We start from the raw sequence: 15465 nt of genomic DNA on the forward strand, positions 1-15465 counted from the left end.
TCCAGTTACCTTCATGTTTGGTTTTGATCGGATTGCATCATGGACATCAAACCGGATTTCGAAAACTTTGTCCGCAACCATGAAAATGGCATTGCGCAGGTTGTTTACACATCCCTCACCGCTGATCTTGACACACCAGTGTCAGCGTTTCTGAAACTGGCCGAAGGCCTTCCCAATACCTATTTGCTGGAATCGGTTGAAGGGGGTGCCAGCCGGGGACGGTATTCATTTATCGGCTTTAAGCCCGATCTGATCTGGCGGTGCTTTGGCGACAAGGCCGAGATCAACCGTCGCGTCATGGCCGATGCGGAGGCGTTTATTGATCAGGACGAAAAACCGCTTGATGCCTTAAAATCGCTGATCGCCGAAAGCCACATTGACCTGCCCGACCATTTGCCGCCCATGAGCGCAGGGCTGGTAGGGTATATGGGCTATGATACCGTGCGGCTGATGGAAAAACTGCCTGACGATAACCCCGACAACCTTGATGTGCCTGACGGAATATTCATTCGTCCGACGGTTACCGCCAGCTTTGATACCATTGCCGATACCGTGACCGTGGTAACGCCGGTGCGGCCGGAACCCGGCATTGATGCGGCGGCCGCCTACGACCTGGCCCGTGCACGCCTGAACGATGTGGTGCAACACTTTCAACGCAATCTGTTTATTGATCGCAGGTCCCGTACCGTGCCCGAAACCCTGCCTGAACCGCAGGTCAGCGTAGACGAAGCCGGGTATTATGACATGGTCGAAAAGGCCAAGGAATATATTCGGGCTGGCGATATTTTTCAGGTGGTTTTGTCGCAACGCTATTCCCTGCCCTATCAGTTGCCACCCTTTGCCTTTTATCGCGCGTTACGCCGCATCAACCCGTCGCCTTTCATGTTTTATCTTGATATTGGCGGGTTTCAGGTGGTCGGGGCCAGCCCCGAAATTCTGGTGCGCCTGCGCGATGGCGAAGTCACCATTCGCCCCATCGCCGGAACCCGTAAACGCGGTAAGAATTCCGAAGAAGACAAAGCGCTTGCCAAAGATCTGCTCGACGATCCCAAGGAACGCTCCGAACATCTGATGTTGCTGGATCTGGGCCGCAACGATGTGGGCCGGGTATCACAGCCGGGCACTGTGCGCGTGACCGACCGCGAAACCATCGAATATTATTCGCATGTCATGCATATTGTTTCAAACGTAGTGGGCCAGATAGACCCGCAATATGATGCGATGGACGCCTTAAAAGCAGGCTTCCCGGCCGGAACAGTTTCCGGTGCGCCCAAAGTGCGGGCGATGGAAATCATTGATGAACTTGAACCGGTGCGACGCGGCATTTATGCCGGATGTATCGGCTATATCTCGGCAGACGGATCAATGGATACCTGCATTGCGCTTCGTACAGCCGTGATCAAGGACGAAATGATCCATATTCAGGCCGGTGCAGGGATTGTTGTCGATAGCAAACCCGACATGGAACATCAGGAATGCCGAAACAAGGCCGGTGCCTTGATGGCTGCCTGTCGCGAAGCTTATCGTTTTGCCTGATACAGCTAACATAAGCACCAATTAACCAAAACGGGAGCCGATCATGGGCTCCCGTTTTTTTATCCAGCACCGCTTTGCCCACCAACCGGCTTTGTCACCCGGTTACCTTCACACTGTTTCGTCGCACAATGTCGGTCGCGGGCACAAATATAAAACCAGCCGCCTGCATTTTGGGGATCCACTTGTTTAACGCTTCCAGCGTCAAATCACGAGGATGGCCAATGGCAACGGCATAGCCACGCTTGTTTGCGACATGTTCAACACGGTCCAGCATCTGGTTGATTTTATCGGCCTCGTCGGCGTCATCAATAAACACATCGCGTTCAATGGCGGGCACGCTATATTTTTGGGCTTCCTGATAGCCGACAGATTTTGCGCTGGTGCGCGAGTCTAAAAACATCAACCCGCGAGACTTCATCACCTGCATGACAACGGCCATCCGTTCCGGGTCCGATGTGAATTTGCTGCCCATATGATTATTAACCCCGACATAACCGGAAAAACGGTCCAGCATCCAGGTCATTTCGTTTAAAATGGCAACCTTATCGTAACTGGTCAAAAGCGCATGTGGCCCCGGATCAACCGTGTGTGATGTTGGTTCCATCGGCATATGCAGCATAATTTCATGCCCCCGCTTACGCGCGGTCGCCACCTGCTCAGGCAGATGTGTGGCATAGGGCAAATATGAAATCGTTATTGGACCGGGCAATTCTGCGGCCCGTTCTGTTCTGGCTTTGTCGATTCCCGCGTCGTCGATAATAATCGCAATGACCGGCGCCCTTCCGGTATCGGGAACATGGGTGGCGAATTTCTGCCATGCCAATTGCACTTGCGGGGTTGCGGGCGCATCTGTTCGGGGCAAGGGCGACGGGTTAACGTTCGGCACCGGGGTGATGCGGGGTTGGGACAAAGCATCGGGTTGTGTTTTATCGATGTCTTCCGGGGTTCGTTCCACCATATATCCCGGCCTGTTTGGCGATTCATATCCCTTGGAAAAATCCAGTTTGGGCGACTTTGATGTTTCACGCTCGGCCCGGGTTTGGATTTGCGGGGACCCTGCCGACGAATTGCTGACAGCCTTTTGCGCGGCGCGGTCAAGTTCAAGCATGCTGCCAGCGGCAATCATCGCTGAAACAGCGCCTGCCACCATCGCTGCCCCTAACATCAGCCGCCGAAAACCACCTGGCTTTTTGCCCGGTTTTTTACGCACGTTTGCTTTGCCCCGTGTCGCTGGCTTTTTCTTTTTTGCCGGTGTTGAGCGCCGTGCCACGCCGTATCTCCAATCCATGAAATTTCAGGTCTTGATGCCCATAAAAACGCAAAGCAAGCCTGCCCTGCGACGGAACAAGCACGCTACCAGATCAATCCTGGCGGGGTATTCTTAGCCGATCTGTGGTTAGCAGCTTGTTAAAGCCCAAAAATCACATCTGCTATCGCTTGACGTAGCGGCAAGGCGGTTTATTCTCGCCCCGTCTGAAACACAGGAAGTCCCGGGATCACGATGTATCTGCTCATCGACAATTATGACAGCTTCACATTTAATTTGTGGCATTTTTTACGTGAACTAGGGCCCGAGGTCAAAGTTGTCCGCAATGACGAGATCACCGTTGCCGATGTTCTTGCCATGCGCCCGAAGGGGATTGTTATTTCTCCCGGCCCGTGCGACCCGCAACAGGCTGGCATCTGTGTGGATCTGATTAAACAGGCCGCCGGGCAGATAAAAATTTTGGGGGTATGCCTGGGGCATCAGGCGATTGGCGCCGCATTTGGTGGCGACGTTGTTCGGGCGCCTCAATGCATGCATGGTAAAACCGACGGCATGATCCATACAGGAAACAGTGTTTTCAAAGGCTTGCCATCACCTGTTATTGCAACACGTTACCATTCACTGGTAGTTGACCGGGCAACATTACCTGTTTGCCTGGAAGTTACGGCCGAAAGTGCCGATGGGTTGATCATGGGGATGCGCCATCGCGAACATGAAATTCACGGTGTGCAGTTTCACCCCGAAAGCATCGCGTCCGAACATGGCCACGAACTTTTGAAAAATTTTATTGATTTCTCCGCCGCCTGAAGTGACCGGAGCCACCAAAAAAAGGGAACATTCCATGTCCACGGAACATGATCTCAAACCAACACTGGCCAAAGTTGCCAATGGCACCACGTTAAACGAACAGGAAGCAGAGCAAGCCTTTGACGTTTTAATGTCCGGTCAGGCAACCCCGTCGCAGATGGGGGCGTTTTTAATGGCCTTACGACTGCGCGGCGAAACCATTGATGAAATTACCGGGGCGGCCCGGGCCATGCGCGCCAAGGCGACCGGCCTGAGCCCAGCCCCCGATGCGGTTGATACCTGTGGCACCGGCGGCGATGGCAGCGGTACTTATAATATCTCGACCGCAGCGGCGATCGTGGCCGCAGCCTGCGGGGCGAAGGTTGCCAAGCATGGCAACCGGGCGGCATCGTCCAAGTCCGGCTCGGCCGATGTGCTGGCCGCATTGGGCGTTAATCTTGATGCCGATATGAGCCTGCTGGAAAAATCGCTTAAACAGATCAATCTGTGTTTCATGATGGCACCGCGTCATCACTCTGCCGTGCGCCATGTGATGCCAACCCGCGTTGAAATGGGCACACGTACCATTTTCAACCTGCTCGGCCCCTTGGCCAACCCGGCCAAAACCAAACATCAGGTAATTGGCGTTTTCGCCCGTGACTGGGTAGAACCGATTGCCCATGTGCTGAACCGTTTGGGATCAGAACGCGCATGGGTCGTTCACGGTGATAGCGGGCTGGACGAAATTTCCGTCACCGGCCCGACCTTTGTTGCCGAAGTGAAGGATGGCAAGGTCACGACCTTTAACATTAATCCGGCCGATTATGGCATCACCCTTGCCGCGCTCGACGATATCAAAGGTGGCGATGCCGAAACAAACGCCACGGCCATTCGCAATTTGCTGGCCGGGCAAAAAAGTGCCTATCGCGACATTGTCCTGTTAAATGCAGCAGCGGCCCTGATTGTGACCAACAAAGCCCGCGATCTTGCCGATGGCATTGCCCAGGCCAAAGACGCAATCGATAGCGGCAAGGCTGCACAAACGCTGGATCAGCTTGTGAAGATTTCAAACGAAGGAAATGCAGCATGAGCGACGTTCTTGAACGTATCTGTAATGACAAACGCGATCATATTGCCGCCTGCAAAGCCAAAACAGCCTTATCAGAGCTTGAAGCCGCCGCCGCAGGGCAATCGGCCCCGCGCGGCTTTATTGCATCGCTTGAAACCTCAATCGCGGCCGGTCGCTACGGGTTGATTGCCGAAATTAAAAAAGCATCACCGTCAAAAGGTTTGATCCGCGAAGATTTTAATCCCCCCGCGCTGGCACAGGCCTATCAGGCCGGTGGGGCCAGTTGCCTGTCTGTCCTCACCGACATTCCCTATTTTCAGGGGAATGACGCTTATCTGGAAGCAGCACGCGCCGCTGTCAGCCTGCCGGTCCTGCGCAAGGATTTCATGGTTGATCCCTATCAGGTAACAGAGGCCCGTGCGCTGGGGGCCGATTGCATTTTATTGATCATGGCAGCACTGGATAATGTCCTGGCCGCAGAGCTTGAATCCCTTGCCCATAACCTGGGCATGGATGTTCTGATCGAGGTCCACAACGCCCCCGAACTCGAACGCGCCCTTAAACTTAAATCTAAACTTATCGGTATAAACAACCGTAATTTAAAAACTTTGGAAGTATCTTTGACCACAACTGAACAATTGGCAGCGATGGTTGATGACGACCGGTTACTGGTTGCCGAAAGTGGTATTTTTACGCCGGATGATTTGGCTCGCATGGGCAAAGTCGGGGCAAAATGCTTTTTGATTGGGGAAAGCCTGATGCGCCAAGAAGACGTAAAACTGGCGACACAAACCCTGCTGGCAAAACCGGCATGAGCCACAAGCTGACCCATTTTGACGATAGCGGAAATGCCGTGATGGTAGATGTTTCGGCAAAAGCCGTTACAACCCGCACGGCAACCGCCAAAGGGCGCGTTACCATGCAACAGGCAACTGCCGACCTGATTGCAAACCATGGTCATAAAAAGGGCGATGTCCTGGCCATTTCCCAACTGGCTGGTATCATGGGCGCCAAACGCACGGCAGATTTGATTCCGCTGTGCCATCCCCTGCCCCTGGACTCGGTTTCTGTCACCTTGCAACTGGCCGAAGGTGAAAGTGCCGTTGACATCACCGCAACGTGCAAAACATCTGGCCGAACCGGTGTTGAAATGGAGGCGCTAACGGCGGTTTCGATCACCGCCCTGACGGTTTTTGATATGTGCAAAGCTGTTGATAAAACCATGCACCTGACCAATATTCGTGTCGTTCACAAGGAAGGCGGAAAATCAGGCACTTTTATTGCAAAATGACCTGTGCTGTGCGTAACGGTAACATCGCATTGAGCCCGCAAAAAAGAACAGAATGCGACCCGCGAATTTACCAGATTTAGGGTATTTGCGCGTTAAAATCGGCAAAATGCGCGGAAAACGTGAAGTTTGACGTTACGTGCTTGACCACAAACCGGAACCAAAGTAGAACATAACGTATTCGATTTGTTCTTATTTGGGTTCGGGAAAACGCCATGCTGACGCGCAAGCAATATGAATTGCTGGTCTATATCGACAATCATCTTCGCGATCATGGTATTTCGCCATCATTTGACGAGATGAAAGAAGCGCTAAGCCTCAAATCCAAATCCGGTATCCACCGTTTGATCACCGGCCTAGAAGAACGCGGCTTTATCCGCCGTCTGGCACATCGGGCACGCGCCCTTGAAGTTTTGCGCCTGCCCGACAATAACAGCGACGAAACCCCAAGCACATCGACGACGGCACGCGTAACCCCGATCACAGCGGCACGTAAAACCACCCATCGCCCGGCCATGGTGCCATCTGCTTTTTCCGAAATTCACGAAAGTGTATCGCTCCCCTTGTTCGGGCGTATTGCCGCAGGGACACCAATTGAAGCATTGCGCGACCAAAGCACTCACGTCCAGGTGCCTGCGGCCCTCTTGGGGACTGGCGAACATTATGCGCTTGAAGTTTCGGGCGATTCGATGATCGAAGCCGGTATTCTTGATGGCGATACCGTTCTGATTCAACGTTGCGAACAGGCACATGATGGAACCATCGTTGTCGCACTAGTTGATGATAACGAAGCGACCCTGAAACGGTTTAAACGGGGCCTGGGGCAAATTTTGCTCGAACCGGCCAATGCCCGTTATGAAACCCGTTCGCTATCACCAGACCGTGTTCAAATTCAGGGGCGCCTGGTTGGCCTTTTGCGCCAATATTAACCCTGCCACAGACGGGCAAACGGGGCGCGAATGACGAAATAGCAGTTTAACGCCCGCCGATCTTAATCCACGGCCAATGACCACTGGTGCCCCGAACCGTGGCAAAATGGGCCGGCGCGCCGTTCCTGGCAAAGCGAATGGCAACACCACCCTGCCACCATAAAACATCATCATCAATGATCAGGGGTGGTTTTTCGCAGGCGTCTTCGGGAAAGTCCTGTTTGAGAACCACCACAATATCGGCATGTCGGCAAATGTAAAAAGGATCATCGATTGTTTCGGCGATGACAATCGTTTGGCCTTGCCGTTCAAACCAGCAAATTTCGTCCTTGCAGCTCTGTGTTTGCGCCGCCCGTGACGGGCGAATGCCAAAGCGTGACATCCAGATACTGCGATGGAAATTGCTGATATTACCGTTAAAAACAAGAGACCGTTGTGCGGTATCGCGAACAACCCAGCCCTTTTGCCCGCCACCAACCAGCATATCTGGCTGATGGACAAAAAAAGCCGCCAGGATGGCCCCTGAAACCGGGATGACCGCCCACAGCCGAATCGCCCATTTGCGCCAGATAACAGTCCATAAAAGGGCTAGCAACACAGGTGCCACCACCATTGCCGATGGTTGCGCCACATACCAAAGCCCCCAATCCTGCCGGGCCACCAGGCGTGCCAGCCAGATCAGAATCTCAAGCCCGGGCGATAACATCGTCAACGGCACAATTTCCAGCCCAAACGGCATCAAAACCAGAATAGCCACGATGCAGGGCATAATCCAGAACGCCATCAGCGGTATCGCCACCAGATTTGCCAGAATGCCAAGCAACGACACACGACCAAAATGAAACCCGATAATCGGGGCCGTAATTGCCGTTACCATTACCCCTGTAATCAGCAACAAAAAAAAATACCGCCCTGCCCGTTCCCAAATTGGCATATCCTTGCCGCTTGCCATCCATTTGGTACCAGGACCCTGATAAAACGCAACAAGCCCTGTAACGGCCGCAAACGACAACTGAAAACTGGCTCCCAAAACAGCGTCGGGTCGCACAGCCATAACCACCAGTGCCGCAATCGCCACCAGCCGCAGCGAAATTGCGCGCCGGTCGACCAGCACAGCAAACAAAACAATCGCCGTCATGACGAAGGCCCGCTGGGTTGGCACTGTTGCACCCGATAACAGCAAATAAAGCGCACCAACCATAAAGCCCGCAATGGCCGACCATTTTTTAATCGGATACCGCAATGCCAGTTTCGGGATCATCGCCAGCCCCAACCGGGTGACAAAAAAAACGACCCCGCATAACAACCCCATATGCAAACCCGAAATTGCCAGCAAATGCGCCAGCCCCGACTTGCGTAAATCTTCTGCCAGATCCGGGGGCACGCCACCCCGTTCCCCAACCAGAATGGCATTGGTCAAACCCGCTTTCAAATCGGGCAGGACATGGTCAATTCGTGCCATAATGGCCAGGCGTAATCGTCCTGTTTGTTTAAACAGGCTGGTTTCGGCATTATTTCCCGGTTCAATTTGATAATTTCGCCCCAAAGCAAAACCGGTACCACCGATGCCGTCAAAATAAAGGGCACGTGCGAAATCCGGGTCGCCGGGGGTTTCCGGGACGCTAAGTGGAAATAGTTTTGCCTTACCAGAGAAAACGTCGCCCGGTACAGCCGCGATGGCCCCTTGCACTGAAATACGTATTTTCGCCGGGATTTTTCGGGGCTCCACCCCGTCAAGGGTGGATGGCGCGATTACAAGCCTGGTACGGCCATCGCGCGGTTCCACCGACAGAATTTCACCAACCAGTGCCGCCGTATAAACCGATTTTTTAAGGACCGGTGCTTGCACCACATAAAGATGCAATTGCGTTAAAGCAGCCCCCAGGCAGGCCGCGAACAGCATCAAAAAAAGAAAAAATGGGATAATCCGCTGCCGACTCAGCCGCAATCCAATTGCCGCGATGATCAGGCTGCCAATCACAAACACGTCCGATGGTTGCGCCAGAAGCGAAAGAAATATCGCCTGACCCAACCCAAGGAGCATGGCAAATGACAAAATCCATTTTTCGCGATCTTCGGCCAACGCTGTTGCGACATGGTCAAAAACGACGTTAACGCCTTGAAAAAAAGTAATTTGTCGCCATCTAATTCGACGAATGTTTAATAGTATAACGTGCCTCGGGCTTTTATCTATCATCCGCTGTGGTGCAACAGCATTCCGAATATGATATAGCGTGCACGCCAAAAGACTTAACGACAAGCGACAACATCTTGAAAAACGGATAAAGCGAATGACGGTTGTTACCCGTTTTGCCCCGTCTCCGACCGGGTTCCTTCATATTGGCGGCGCACGTACCGCCCTTTATAACTGGCTTTATGCCAAACATACCGGCGGCAAATTTTTGCTGCGGATCGAAGATACCGACCGCGAACGTTCGACGCCTGAAGCCGTCGAAGCGATTTTCGCCGGTCTTAACTGGCTTGGGCTGAACGCTGACGAAGAACCGGTCATGCAGTTTGCCCGCCGTGACCGTCACGCCGAAGTCGCCCACAGCCTGGTTGCGGCTGGCAAAGCCTATTTTTGCTATAGCTCGCCAGCTGAACTGACCGAAATGCGAGAAAAGGCCCGCGCCGAAGGCCGACCGATGAAATATGATGGCCGCTGGCGTGATCGCGATACGAGCGAAGCCCCCGATGGCATTAAACCTGTCGTACGCCTGAAGTCACCGCTGGAAGGTGATTCGATCATTATCGACCAGGTTCAAGGTGAAGTAAGAGTAGCGAACGACCAACTCGACGACTATATCATCCTGCGTGCCGATGGCACCCCCACCTATATGCTTTCTGTTGTGGTCGATGACCATGACATGGGCATTACTCATGTTATCCGCGGTGATGATCACTTGACCAATGCCTTTCGCCAAAAAGCGCTGTATGACGCTATGGGCTGGACTGTTCCGACATTCGCCCATATTCCGCTGATTCATGGCCCCGACGGTGCCAAACTGTCCAAGCGCCATGGTGCTCTGGGTATCGAGGCGTACCGCGATGAAATGGGCTTTCTGCCCGAAGCCATCAACAATTATCTGCTGCGTCTGGGGTGGGGACATGGCGATGACGAGGTCATTTCCACCCAGCAAGCCATTGACTGGTTTGACATTGCCGATGTCGGCAAGGGCGCTTCGCGCTTTGACTTCGCAAAACTGACCAATCTGAACGGCATTTATATACGTCAGGCTGATGATGCTCGACTTGTTGATCTGATCGAACCTGCCATTGCGGCTGAGCTTGGTGTTCGCAATTTAGATGCAGTGCAGAAAGAAACCTTGATCAAGGGCATGTCAGGCCTTAAAGAAAGAGCCAAGATCCTTACCGAGTTGGCTCAATCAGCCACTTTCTATGTCACAGACGGCGTATTGTCCTTCAATGACAAGGCACAGTCATTGATCGACGAGGCTCCCCCCGGATTGTTTGCTGCATTGGCAAACGACCTGGCCGGGCTCGATACATGGCAGGAAGAAGCCATCGAGACTGTTGTCAAGCAGATCGCACAAAACAAGGACTTGAAACTGGGCAAAGTTGCCCAGCCCTTGCGCGCTGCTCTGACGGGCTCCAATTCTTCACCGGGCATTTTTGAAGTAATGCAGGTGCTCGGAAAACCCGAAACGCTGAACCGCCTTAAAAAATTCGAGGCGGCATAACAGCACCAAAAAAAGCATCGGGAAACTTTAGTCTGTTTGCGCTTTGTGCGCTGCGGCATTATGCTGCACCCCATCGAAAACCATGTTCGTTAACAGGGAAGGAAAAAAGTCATGGCTCAAAATCCCAAGACTTCCCATACCGTGACGCTAACCGACAATTCCAACGGCAAGTCGTATGAGCTTCCGGTTCTTGAGGGAAATATTGGACCGTCGGTCATTGATATCCGCAAACTGTATGCTGATACGGGTTACTTCACCTATGACCCCGGCTTCACCTCGACGGGCAGCTGTGAATCGACCATCACCTATATTGACGGTGACAAGGGCATTCTACGCCATCGCGGTTATGCCATTGACGATCTGGCTGAAAAAGCTGACTTCCTCGAAGTTTGCTACCTGCTGATCTATGGCGACCTGCCCAACAAGGCAGCACGTGAAAAATTCAGTGCTGACATTACCATGCACACCATGGTGCATGAGCAAATGCGCAACTTCTATAACGGTTTTCGCCGCGATGCCCACCCGATGGCCATCATGTGCGGTTCTGTTGGCGCAATGTCTGCTTTTTATCATGACAGCACCGATATTAATGATCCGAATCAGCGTTTGATTTCGGCTTACCGTCTGATTGCCAAAATGCCGACCATTGCGGCAATGGCATATAAATACTCGATCGGTCAGCCGTTCCAGTATCCGAACAACGCGCTGTCATATTCAGAAAACTTTCTGGCAATGATGTTTGGCGTTCCGTGCGAAAAGTACAACGTCAATCCGGTTCTCGCCAAAGCAATGGATCGCATCCTGATCCTGCATGCTGACCACGAACAGAATGCGTCTACCTCGACGGTTCGTCTCGCCGGGTCATCCGGGGCAAACCCGTTTGCATGTATTGCTGCCGGTATTGCCTCGCTGTGGGGACCTGCTCATGGTGGTGCGAACGAAGCCGTTCTGAAAATGCTCAACCAGATCGGTGATGTGAAAAACATCCCTGATTTCGTCAACAAAGCCAAAGACAAGAACGATCCGTTCCGTCTGATGGGCTTTGGTCACCGCGTTTATAAAAACTATGACCCGCGCGCCAAAGTCATGCAGCAAACCTGCCACGAAGTTCTTAAGGAACTCAACGTTCAAGACCCGCTTCTTGATGTTGCGCAGGAACTTGAACGCATTGCACGTGAAGACGATTATTTCGTTGAAAAGAAACTGTACCCGAACGTCGATTTCTATTCGGGCATCATTTTCAAGGCAATGGGTATTCCAGAAAGCATGTTCACGGTGCTGTTCGCAGTTGCCCGTACGGTTGGCTGGATTGCCCAGTGGAAGGAAATGATCGAAGATCCTTCACAGAAAATCGGCCGTCCGCGTCAGCTGTTCACCGGCGATGTCGAACGCGCATTCAAAGAAGTCCAAGACCGCTAATAACGGCGCTTAAACACGAAAAGGCCCGGATTTTTCCGGGCCTTTTTACGTTCTTCAGTCTGGGTCTATTATTACCAGCTACCGGTATTTTCCATGCTGGCCCAAGGCTCCGCCGGTGTCAGGGCTTCGCCCTGTTGCAGAAATTCAATTGAAATACCGTCAGGTGAGCGAACAAACGCCATGCGCCCGTCGCGCGGCGGGCGATTGATAACAACGCCCGCATCCATCAGCTTTTGGCACAGCGCATAAATATCTTCGACCTCATAGGCAAGATGGCCAAAGTTACGACCGCCGGCATATTCTTCCAGGTCCCAATTATAAGTCAGTTCCAGTTCCGGCATCCTGGTGGCCTTGGCACTGGGAACATCATGCGGCGGGGCAAGATAAATCAGGGTGAAACGCCCCTTTTCGCTCTCGATACGGCGTGTTTCTTCCATGCCAAGCAAATTGCAATAAAAGTTCATCGACGCATCAATATCTGTGACACGCACCATTGTGTGCAAATAACGCATAAAATCAGTCTCCGGTTTGGTCCTGCAGGATGAAGGAAAGCTAAAACAATTACGCCAGCTTGAGAACCGTGAAGTTTTAAAACTTTTTACACCAGGCCCCGTCCCCCGTGGTCGCCGCTCAGCCCGACCGACGAGCAACCTGCAAAACAACCGTTGCCGCCTTTTCACTGGGCGGGGTCTGGCCGAAACCAAGCAAGGTTGTTGCCTGGTCAAAGCCCGCCTGTTGGGTCGCGCGGTGCGATCCTTCGTCAATCAAGGCCGTCATTGCGGTATAAAGCTTATCTGCGGTGCAATCTTCCTGAAGATATTCCGGAACCAGTTTGCGCCCCAGCACAAGGTTGATAATCGTCACCGTATCAACCTTTAACAACCGGCGTGCAATCCATGCGCTGGTTGCACTCACACGGTAGCCAATAATGTGCGGCACACCAACGATACCCAGTTCCAGCGAGACCGTACCAGATGCCGCCAAAGCCGCATGGGCGCAACTAAAAGCATCGCGCCGCTCCTGATCAGTTGAAACCACAATCGCTTTGCCTGGCCATTGAGAAACGGCCTGGCGAACCGCATCCTCCACCTTGCTCACCGTGGGGACCACAAATGCATGATCCGGGTAATCGTGATGGAGCCTGACGACAACGTCCCTGAAAACCGGCAACAACCGGCCAACTTCGGAATGACGGCTGCCGGGCAATATGACAATCACCTTCTGATCCGCCTCAAGCCCATATGCGGCCCGAAAACGATTACCATCACCGCCATGCCGTTCTTCGACTGCGGAATGACCGATAAAGGTGGTTGCAAGCCCCTCTTTTTCAAAATAGGGCGGCTCGAACGGAAGCAGGGCCAGTAAATGATCCAGGAAGCCTGCAATTTTACGCGCCCGCCCCGGTCGCCATGCCCACACAGACGGCGCGACATAATGCACAAGCGGGATGCCCTTGTTTGCCAATCGCTTGCCAACGCGAAAGCTAAAATCGGGTGCATCAATGGTCACAACAATATCGGGGCGTTCTGACAGGGCAAAATCAGCCGTTTCACGAATCCGGCGTAGCAACCTGGGGATATGCGGTATGACTTCGGCCAGCCCCATCACCGACATTTCATTCATCGAAAACAGGCTGATCATGCCCTCGCCCATCATGCGCGGGCCGCCCACGCCAATGAATTTAACATTGGGGTTTTGACGTTTGATGGCCGCCATCAATCGACCGCCCAACTGGTCCCCCGATGCTTCACCAGCGACCAACATGATTTTCAAGGGTGCGCCATAGCGATGGTCCAAAGGTGATTTGTTCGCGCTGCGATCAGCAGGCGTTACCACGTTACTTGTCATGTCCGGTTCCACTTGGCAGCGCCACACCGACAATAAACATGCCGCATTGGTTCGCATATGCAATAACAGCCTGACGATCAATAATCAGGGTCGCACCGGCCTGCAAGGCAATGCCGGAAAGACCAGCCAACTGCGCCTGTTCGACTGTGGTGACGCCAATCGCCGGTAAATCCAGACGTTTATCTTGTTGCGGCTTGCTGGTTTTAACCAGAACGCCGCCCCTGCCCGGTCGCGCATAACCAGCCGAACGACGGATCATTTCGTCCGTACCTTCAATCGCCTCGACAGCCAGCACCAGACCTTGCTGCACAATGCAGCCCTGCCCGACGTCGGCCTCACCTAACAGGCGCGCAATTTCCAGCCCGCGCCGGGTATCCGCCCATGCCTGGTCATCGGGCGCCACGGCCCCCAAAACACCTTCAGGGGTTACCAGATCCTGCATGATTTCATGCGCACCAATCAACCGAAACCCGTCGCGCTCCAGTTCTTGCCCAATAATGCGCAACAAGCCGTCATCACCCAGTGATTTTAATCCGATCCGCGCCAAAATTTTTGCCGCCCGCAAATCAGGTCGGATCGAGGCAAATGAAGGTCGCCGGACCGTGCCAGCCAGCACCACATCAACGCATCCTTGCGCCTTTAATTGCCGCAGAATTTTGGACGCTGCCCCCAACCGAATAACATCGTATGGAACGCCAAGTGTTTCGGGTGCATCACAGTGACCTTCAAGGGCAACAACGAACACCGCCCGCCCCGATGCTTTGGCAGCATCGACAAGGCGGGCGGGAAGATCACCACCACCAGCAATCAGGCCAATTTTACCCAGCTGAACTGTCATATTTCGGTGTACAGACCGAGCGCGTGCTCTCGGCTTTCAAAAAGTTGATGATTTCTATAACCGGCCCGACATCGGCAAAGTCCTTTGCCACTTCCTCGACCCGTTCGGCAAGGGTGCCTTCATGGGCAAAGACCAGCCGGTAAGCCTTGCGCAGCGAATGAATGGTTTCGCGATCAAACCCGCGCCGTTTCAGCCCAACAAGGTTCAGGCCGGAAAGATAGGCACGGTTCCCGATGACGGAACCATAGGGGATCACGTCGCTTTCAACTCCCGTCATGCCACCAATCATCGCGTGACGGCCAATCCGGACAAACTGGTGAACAGCCGATAAACCGCCGACAATCGCAAAATCATCAACATGGACATGCCCGGCCAGGGTCGCATTATTCACCAAAATACAACTATTGCCGATCATGCAATCGTGCCCGACATGGGCCCCTGCCATCAGCAAACAGTCGTCTCCAACCGCTGTCAGCATGCCGCCGCCTTCCGTTCCAGGGTTCATGGTAACCCCTTCGCGAATTTTGGCGCGGCTGCCAATAACCAGGCGCGATGCTTCGCCCTTGAATTTCAGATCTTGCGGCGCATGGCCGACCGAGGCGAACGGAAAAACAACGCTGTCATCGCCAATTGTCGTGTATCCGGCGACGACAACATGCGAATGCAGTTTAACCCTGTCGCCCAGGATGACCGACGCACCAACCATGCAATAAGGGCCGATTTCGACATCCTGGCCGATCTGCGCACCGTCTTCGACAATTGCTGTCGGATGCACGTTTGCCAT

At 53.3% G+C, this 15465-nt stretch carries 14 protein-coding genes; 8 read left to right on the top strand and 6 right to left on the bottom strand.

Annotation, left to right across the window (positions count from 1 at the left end; translation table 11 throughout):
• Positions 1 to 39: 39 nt before the first annotated feature.
• Positions 40 to 1536: an anthranilate synthase component I gene (gene trpE, locus AAC086_RS12090; RefSeq protein ID WP_339778927.1), complete on the top strand. Its 1497-nt coding sequence runs from the start codon at positions 40 to 42 to the stop codon at positions 1534 to 1536.
• A 94-nt stretch (positions 1537 to 1630) separates the two neighbouring features.
• On the opposite strand, the gene AAC086_RS12095 is transcribed toward trpE, so the two are convergent.
• Entirely contained in the window at positions 1631 to 2806 is a 1176-nt protein-coding gene (locus AAC086_RS12095; protein WP_339778928.1) for a divergent polysaccharide deacetylase family protein, read from the bottom strand.
• A 231-nt stretch (positions 2807 to 3037) separates the two neighbouring features.
• Here AAC086_RS12095 and AAC086_RS12100 point away from each other — a divergent pair, with 231 nt between their 5' ends.
• From AAC086_RS12100 to lexA, 5 genes are all read left to right on the top strand, one after another.
• Entirely contained in the window at positions 3038 to 3610 is a 573-nt protein-coding gene (locus tag AAC086_RS12100; RefSeq protein ID WP_339778929.1) for an aminodeoxychorismate/anthranilate synthase component II, read from the top strand.
• A 34-nt stretch (positions 3611 to 3644) separates the two neighbouring features.
• Positions 3645 to 4679 carry an anthranilate phosphoribosyltransferase gene (gene trpD / locus AAC086_RS12105; protein ID WP_339778930.1) on the top strand — a complete coding sequence of 345 codons (1035 nt, stop codon included), beginning with the start codon at positions 3645 to 3647 and terminating at the stop codon, positions 4677 to 4679.
• A complete protein-coding gene (trpC, locus tag AAC086_RS12110) occupies positions 4676 to 5473 on the top strand; it encodes an indole-3-glycerol phosphate synthase TrpC (protein ID WP_339778931.1) in 798 nt (265 codons plus the stop codon). Before trpD ends, trpC begins: the two co-directional genes overlap by 4 nt.
• Positions 5470 to 5949, top strand: coding sequence for a cyclic pyranopterin monophosphate synthase MoaC (gene moaC / locus AAC086_RS12115; RefSeq protein ID WP_339778932.1), 480 nt, complete (start codon positions 5470 to 5472; stop codon positions 5947 to 5949). Before trpC ends, moaC begins: the two co-directional genes overlap by 4 nt.
• 212 nt (positions 5950 to 6161) lie before the next feature.
• A complete protein-coding gene (lexA, locus tag AAC086_RS12120) occupies positions 6162 to 6875 on the top strand; it encodes a transcriptional repressor LexA (protein ID WP_339778933.1) in 714 nt (237 codons plus the stop codon).
• A gap of 46 nt (positions 6876 to 6921) precedes the next feature.
• Here lexA and AAC086_RS12125 read toward each other — a convergent pair whose 3' ends face one another.
• Positions 6922 to 8919: a ComEC/Rec2 family competence protein gene (locus tag AAC086_RS12125; protein ID WP_339778934.1), complete on the bottom strand. Its 1998-nt coding sequence runs from the start codon at positions 8917 to 8919 to the stop codon at positions 6922 to 6924.
• A gap of 247 nt (positions 8920 to 9166) precedes the next feature.
• Here AAC086_RS12125 and gltX point away from each other — a divergent pair, with 247 nt between their 5' ends.
• Together gltX and AAC086_RS12135 are read left to right on the top strand one after the other, a co-directional pair.
• Positions 9167 to 10576, top strand: a complete 1410-nt coding sequence (gene gltX, locus AAC086_RS12130; protein ID WP_339778935.1) for a glutamate--tRNA ligase — start codon at positions 9167 to 9169, stop codon at positions 10574 to 10576.
• A 111-nt stretch (positions 10577 to 10687) separates the two neighbouring features.
• Complete coding sequence (locus tag AAC086_RS12135; RefSeq protein WP_339778936.1) at positions 10688 to 11995, top strand: citrate synthase; 1308 nt, start codon at positions 10688 to 10690, stop codon at positions 11993 to 11995.
• Between the two features lie 71 nt (positions 11996 to 12066).
• Here AAC086_RS12135 and AAC086_RS12140 read toward each other — a convergent pair whose 3' ends face one another.
• The 4 genes from AAC086_RS12140 to lpxA form a co-directional block, all read right to left on the bottom strand.
• Positions 12067 to 12507 (bottom strand): VOC family protein, encoded by a 441-nt coding sequence (locus tag AAC086_RS12140; RefSeq protein ID WP_339778937.1) that lies wholly within the window; start codon positions 12505 to 12507, stop codon positions 12067 to 12069.
• Between the two features lie 118 nt (positions 12508 to 12625).
• Positions 12626 to 13843, bottom strand: coding sequence for a lipid-A-disaccharide synthase (gene lpxB, locus AAC086_RS12145; protein WP_339778938.1), 1218 nt, complete (start codon positions 13841 to 13843; stop codon positions 12626 to 12628).
• Positions 13833 to 14681, bottom strand: a complete 849-nt coding sequence (lpxI, locus tag AAC086_RS12150; RefSeq protein ID WP_339778939.1) for a UDP-2,3-diacylglucosamine diphosphatase LpxI — start codon at positions 14679 to 14681, stop codon at positions 13833 to 13835. Before lpxI ends, lpxB begins: the two co-directional genes overlap by 11 nt.
• A complete protein-coding gene (lpxA, locus tag AAC086_RS12155) occupies positions 14662 to 15465 on the bottom strand; it encodes an acyl-ACP--UDP-N-acetylglucosamine O-acyltransferase (RefSeq protein ID WP_339779114.1) in 804 nt (267 codons plus the stop codon). The genes lpxI and lpxA overlap by 20 nt, the downstream gene beginning before the upstream one ends.

The organism is uncultured Thalassospira sp. (assembly GCF_963976115.1).
Classification (GTDB): domain Bacteria; phylum Pseudomonadota; class Alphaproteobacteria; order Rhodospirillales; family Thalassospiraceae; genus Thalassospira.

Bases quoted from the DNA above. Each gene is read 5' to 3' on its own strand.
- AAC086_RS12125 (WP_339778934.1), bottom strand. From the start codon at position 8,919: ATGCTCCTTGGGTTGGGTCAGGCGATATTTCTTTCGCTTCTGGCGCAA.
- trpE (WP_339778927.1), top strand. From the start codon at position 40: ATGGACATCAAACCGGATTTCGAAAACTTTGTCCGCAACCATGAAAAT.
- lpxA (WP_339779114.1), bottom strand. From the start codon at position 15,465: ATGGCAAACGTGCATCCGACAGCAATTGTCGAAGACGGTGCGCAGATC.
- trpD (WP_339778930.1), top strand. From the start codon at position 3,645: ATGTCCACGGAACATGATCTCAAACCAACACTGGCCAAAGTTGCCAAT.
- gltX (WP_339778935.1), top strand. From the start codon at position 9,167: ATGACGGTTGTTACCCGTTTTGCCCCGTCTCCGACCGGGTTCCTTCAT.
- trpC (WP_339778931.1), top strand. From the start codon at position 4,676: ATGAGCGACGTTCTTGAACGTATCTGTAATGACAAACGCGATCATATT.
- AAC086_RS12140 (WP_339778937.1), bottom strand. From the start codon at position 12,507: ATGCGTTATTTGCACACAATGGTGCGTGTCACAGATATTGATGCGTCG.
- lpxB (WP_339778938.1), bottom strand. From the start codon at position 13,843: ATGACAAGTAACGTGGTAACGCCTGCTGATCGCAGCGCGAACAAATCA.
- lexA (WP_339778933.1), top strand. From the start codon at position 6,162: ATGCTGACGCGCAAGCAATATGAATTGCTGGTCTATATCGACAATCAT.
- lpxI (WP_339778939.1), bottom strand. From the start codon at position 14,681: ATGACAGTTCAGCTGGGTAAAATTGGCCTGATTGCTGGTGGTGGTGAT.
- AAC086_RS12100 (WP_339778929.1), top strand. From the start codon at position 3,038: ATGTATCTGCTCATCGACAATTATGACAGCTTCACATTTAATTTGTGG.
- moaC (WP_339778932.1), top strand. From the start codon at position 5,470: ATGAGCCACAAGCTGACCCATTTTGACGATAGCGGAAATGCCGTGATG.
- AAC086_RS12135 (WP_339778936.1), top strand. From the start codon at position 10,688: ATGGCTCAAAATCCCAAGACTTCCCATACCGTGACGCTAACCGACAAT.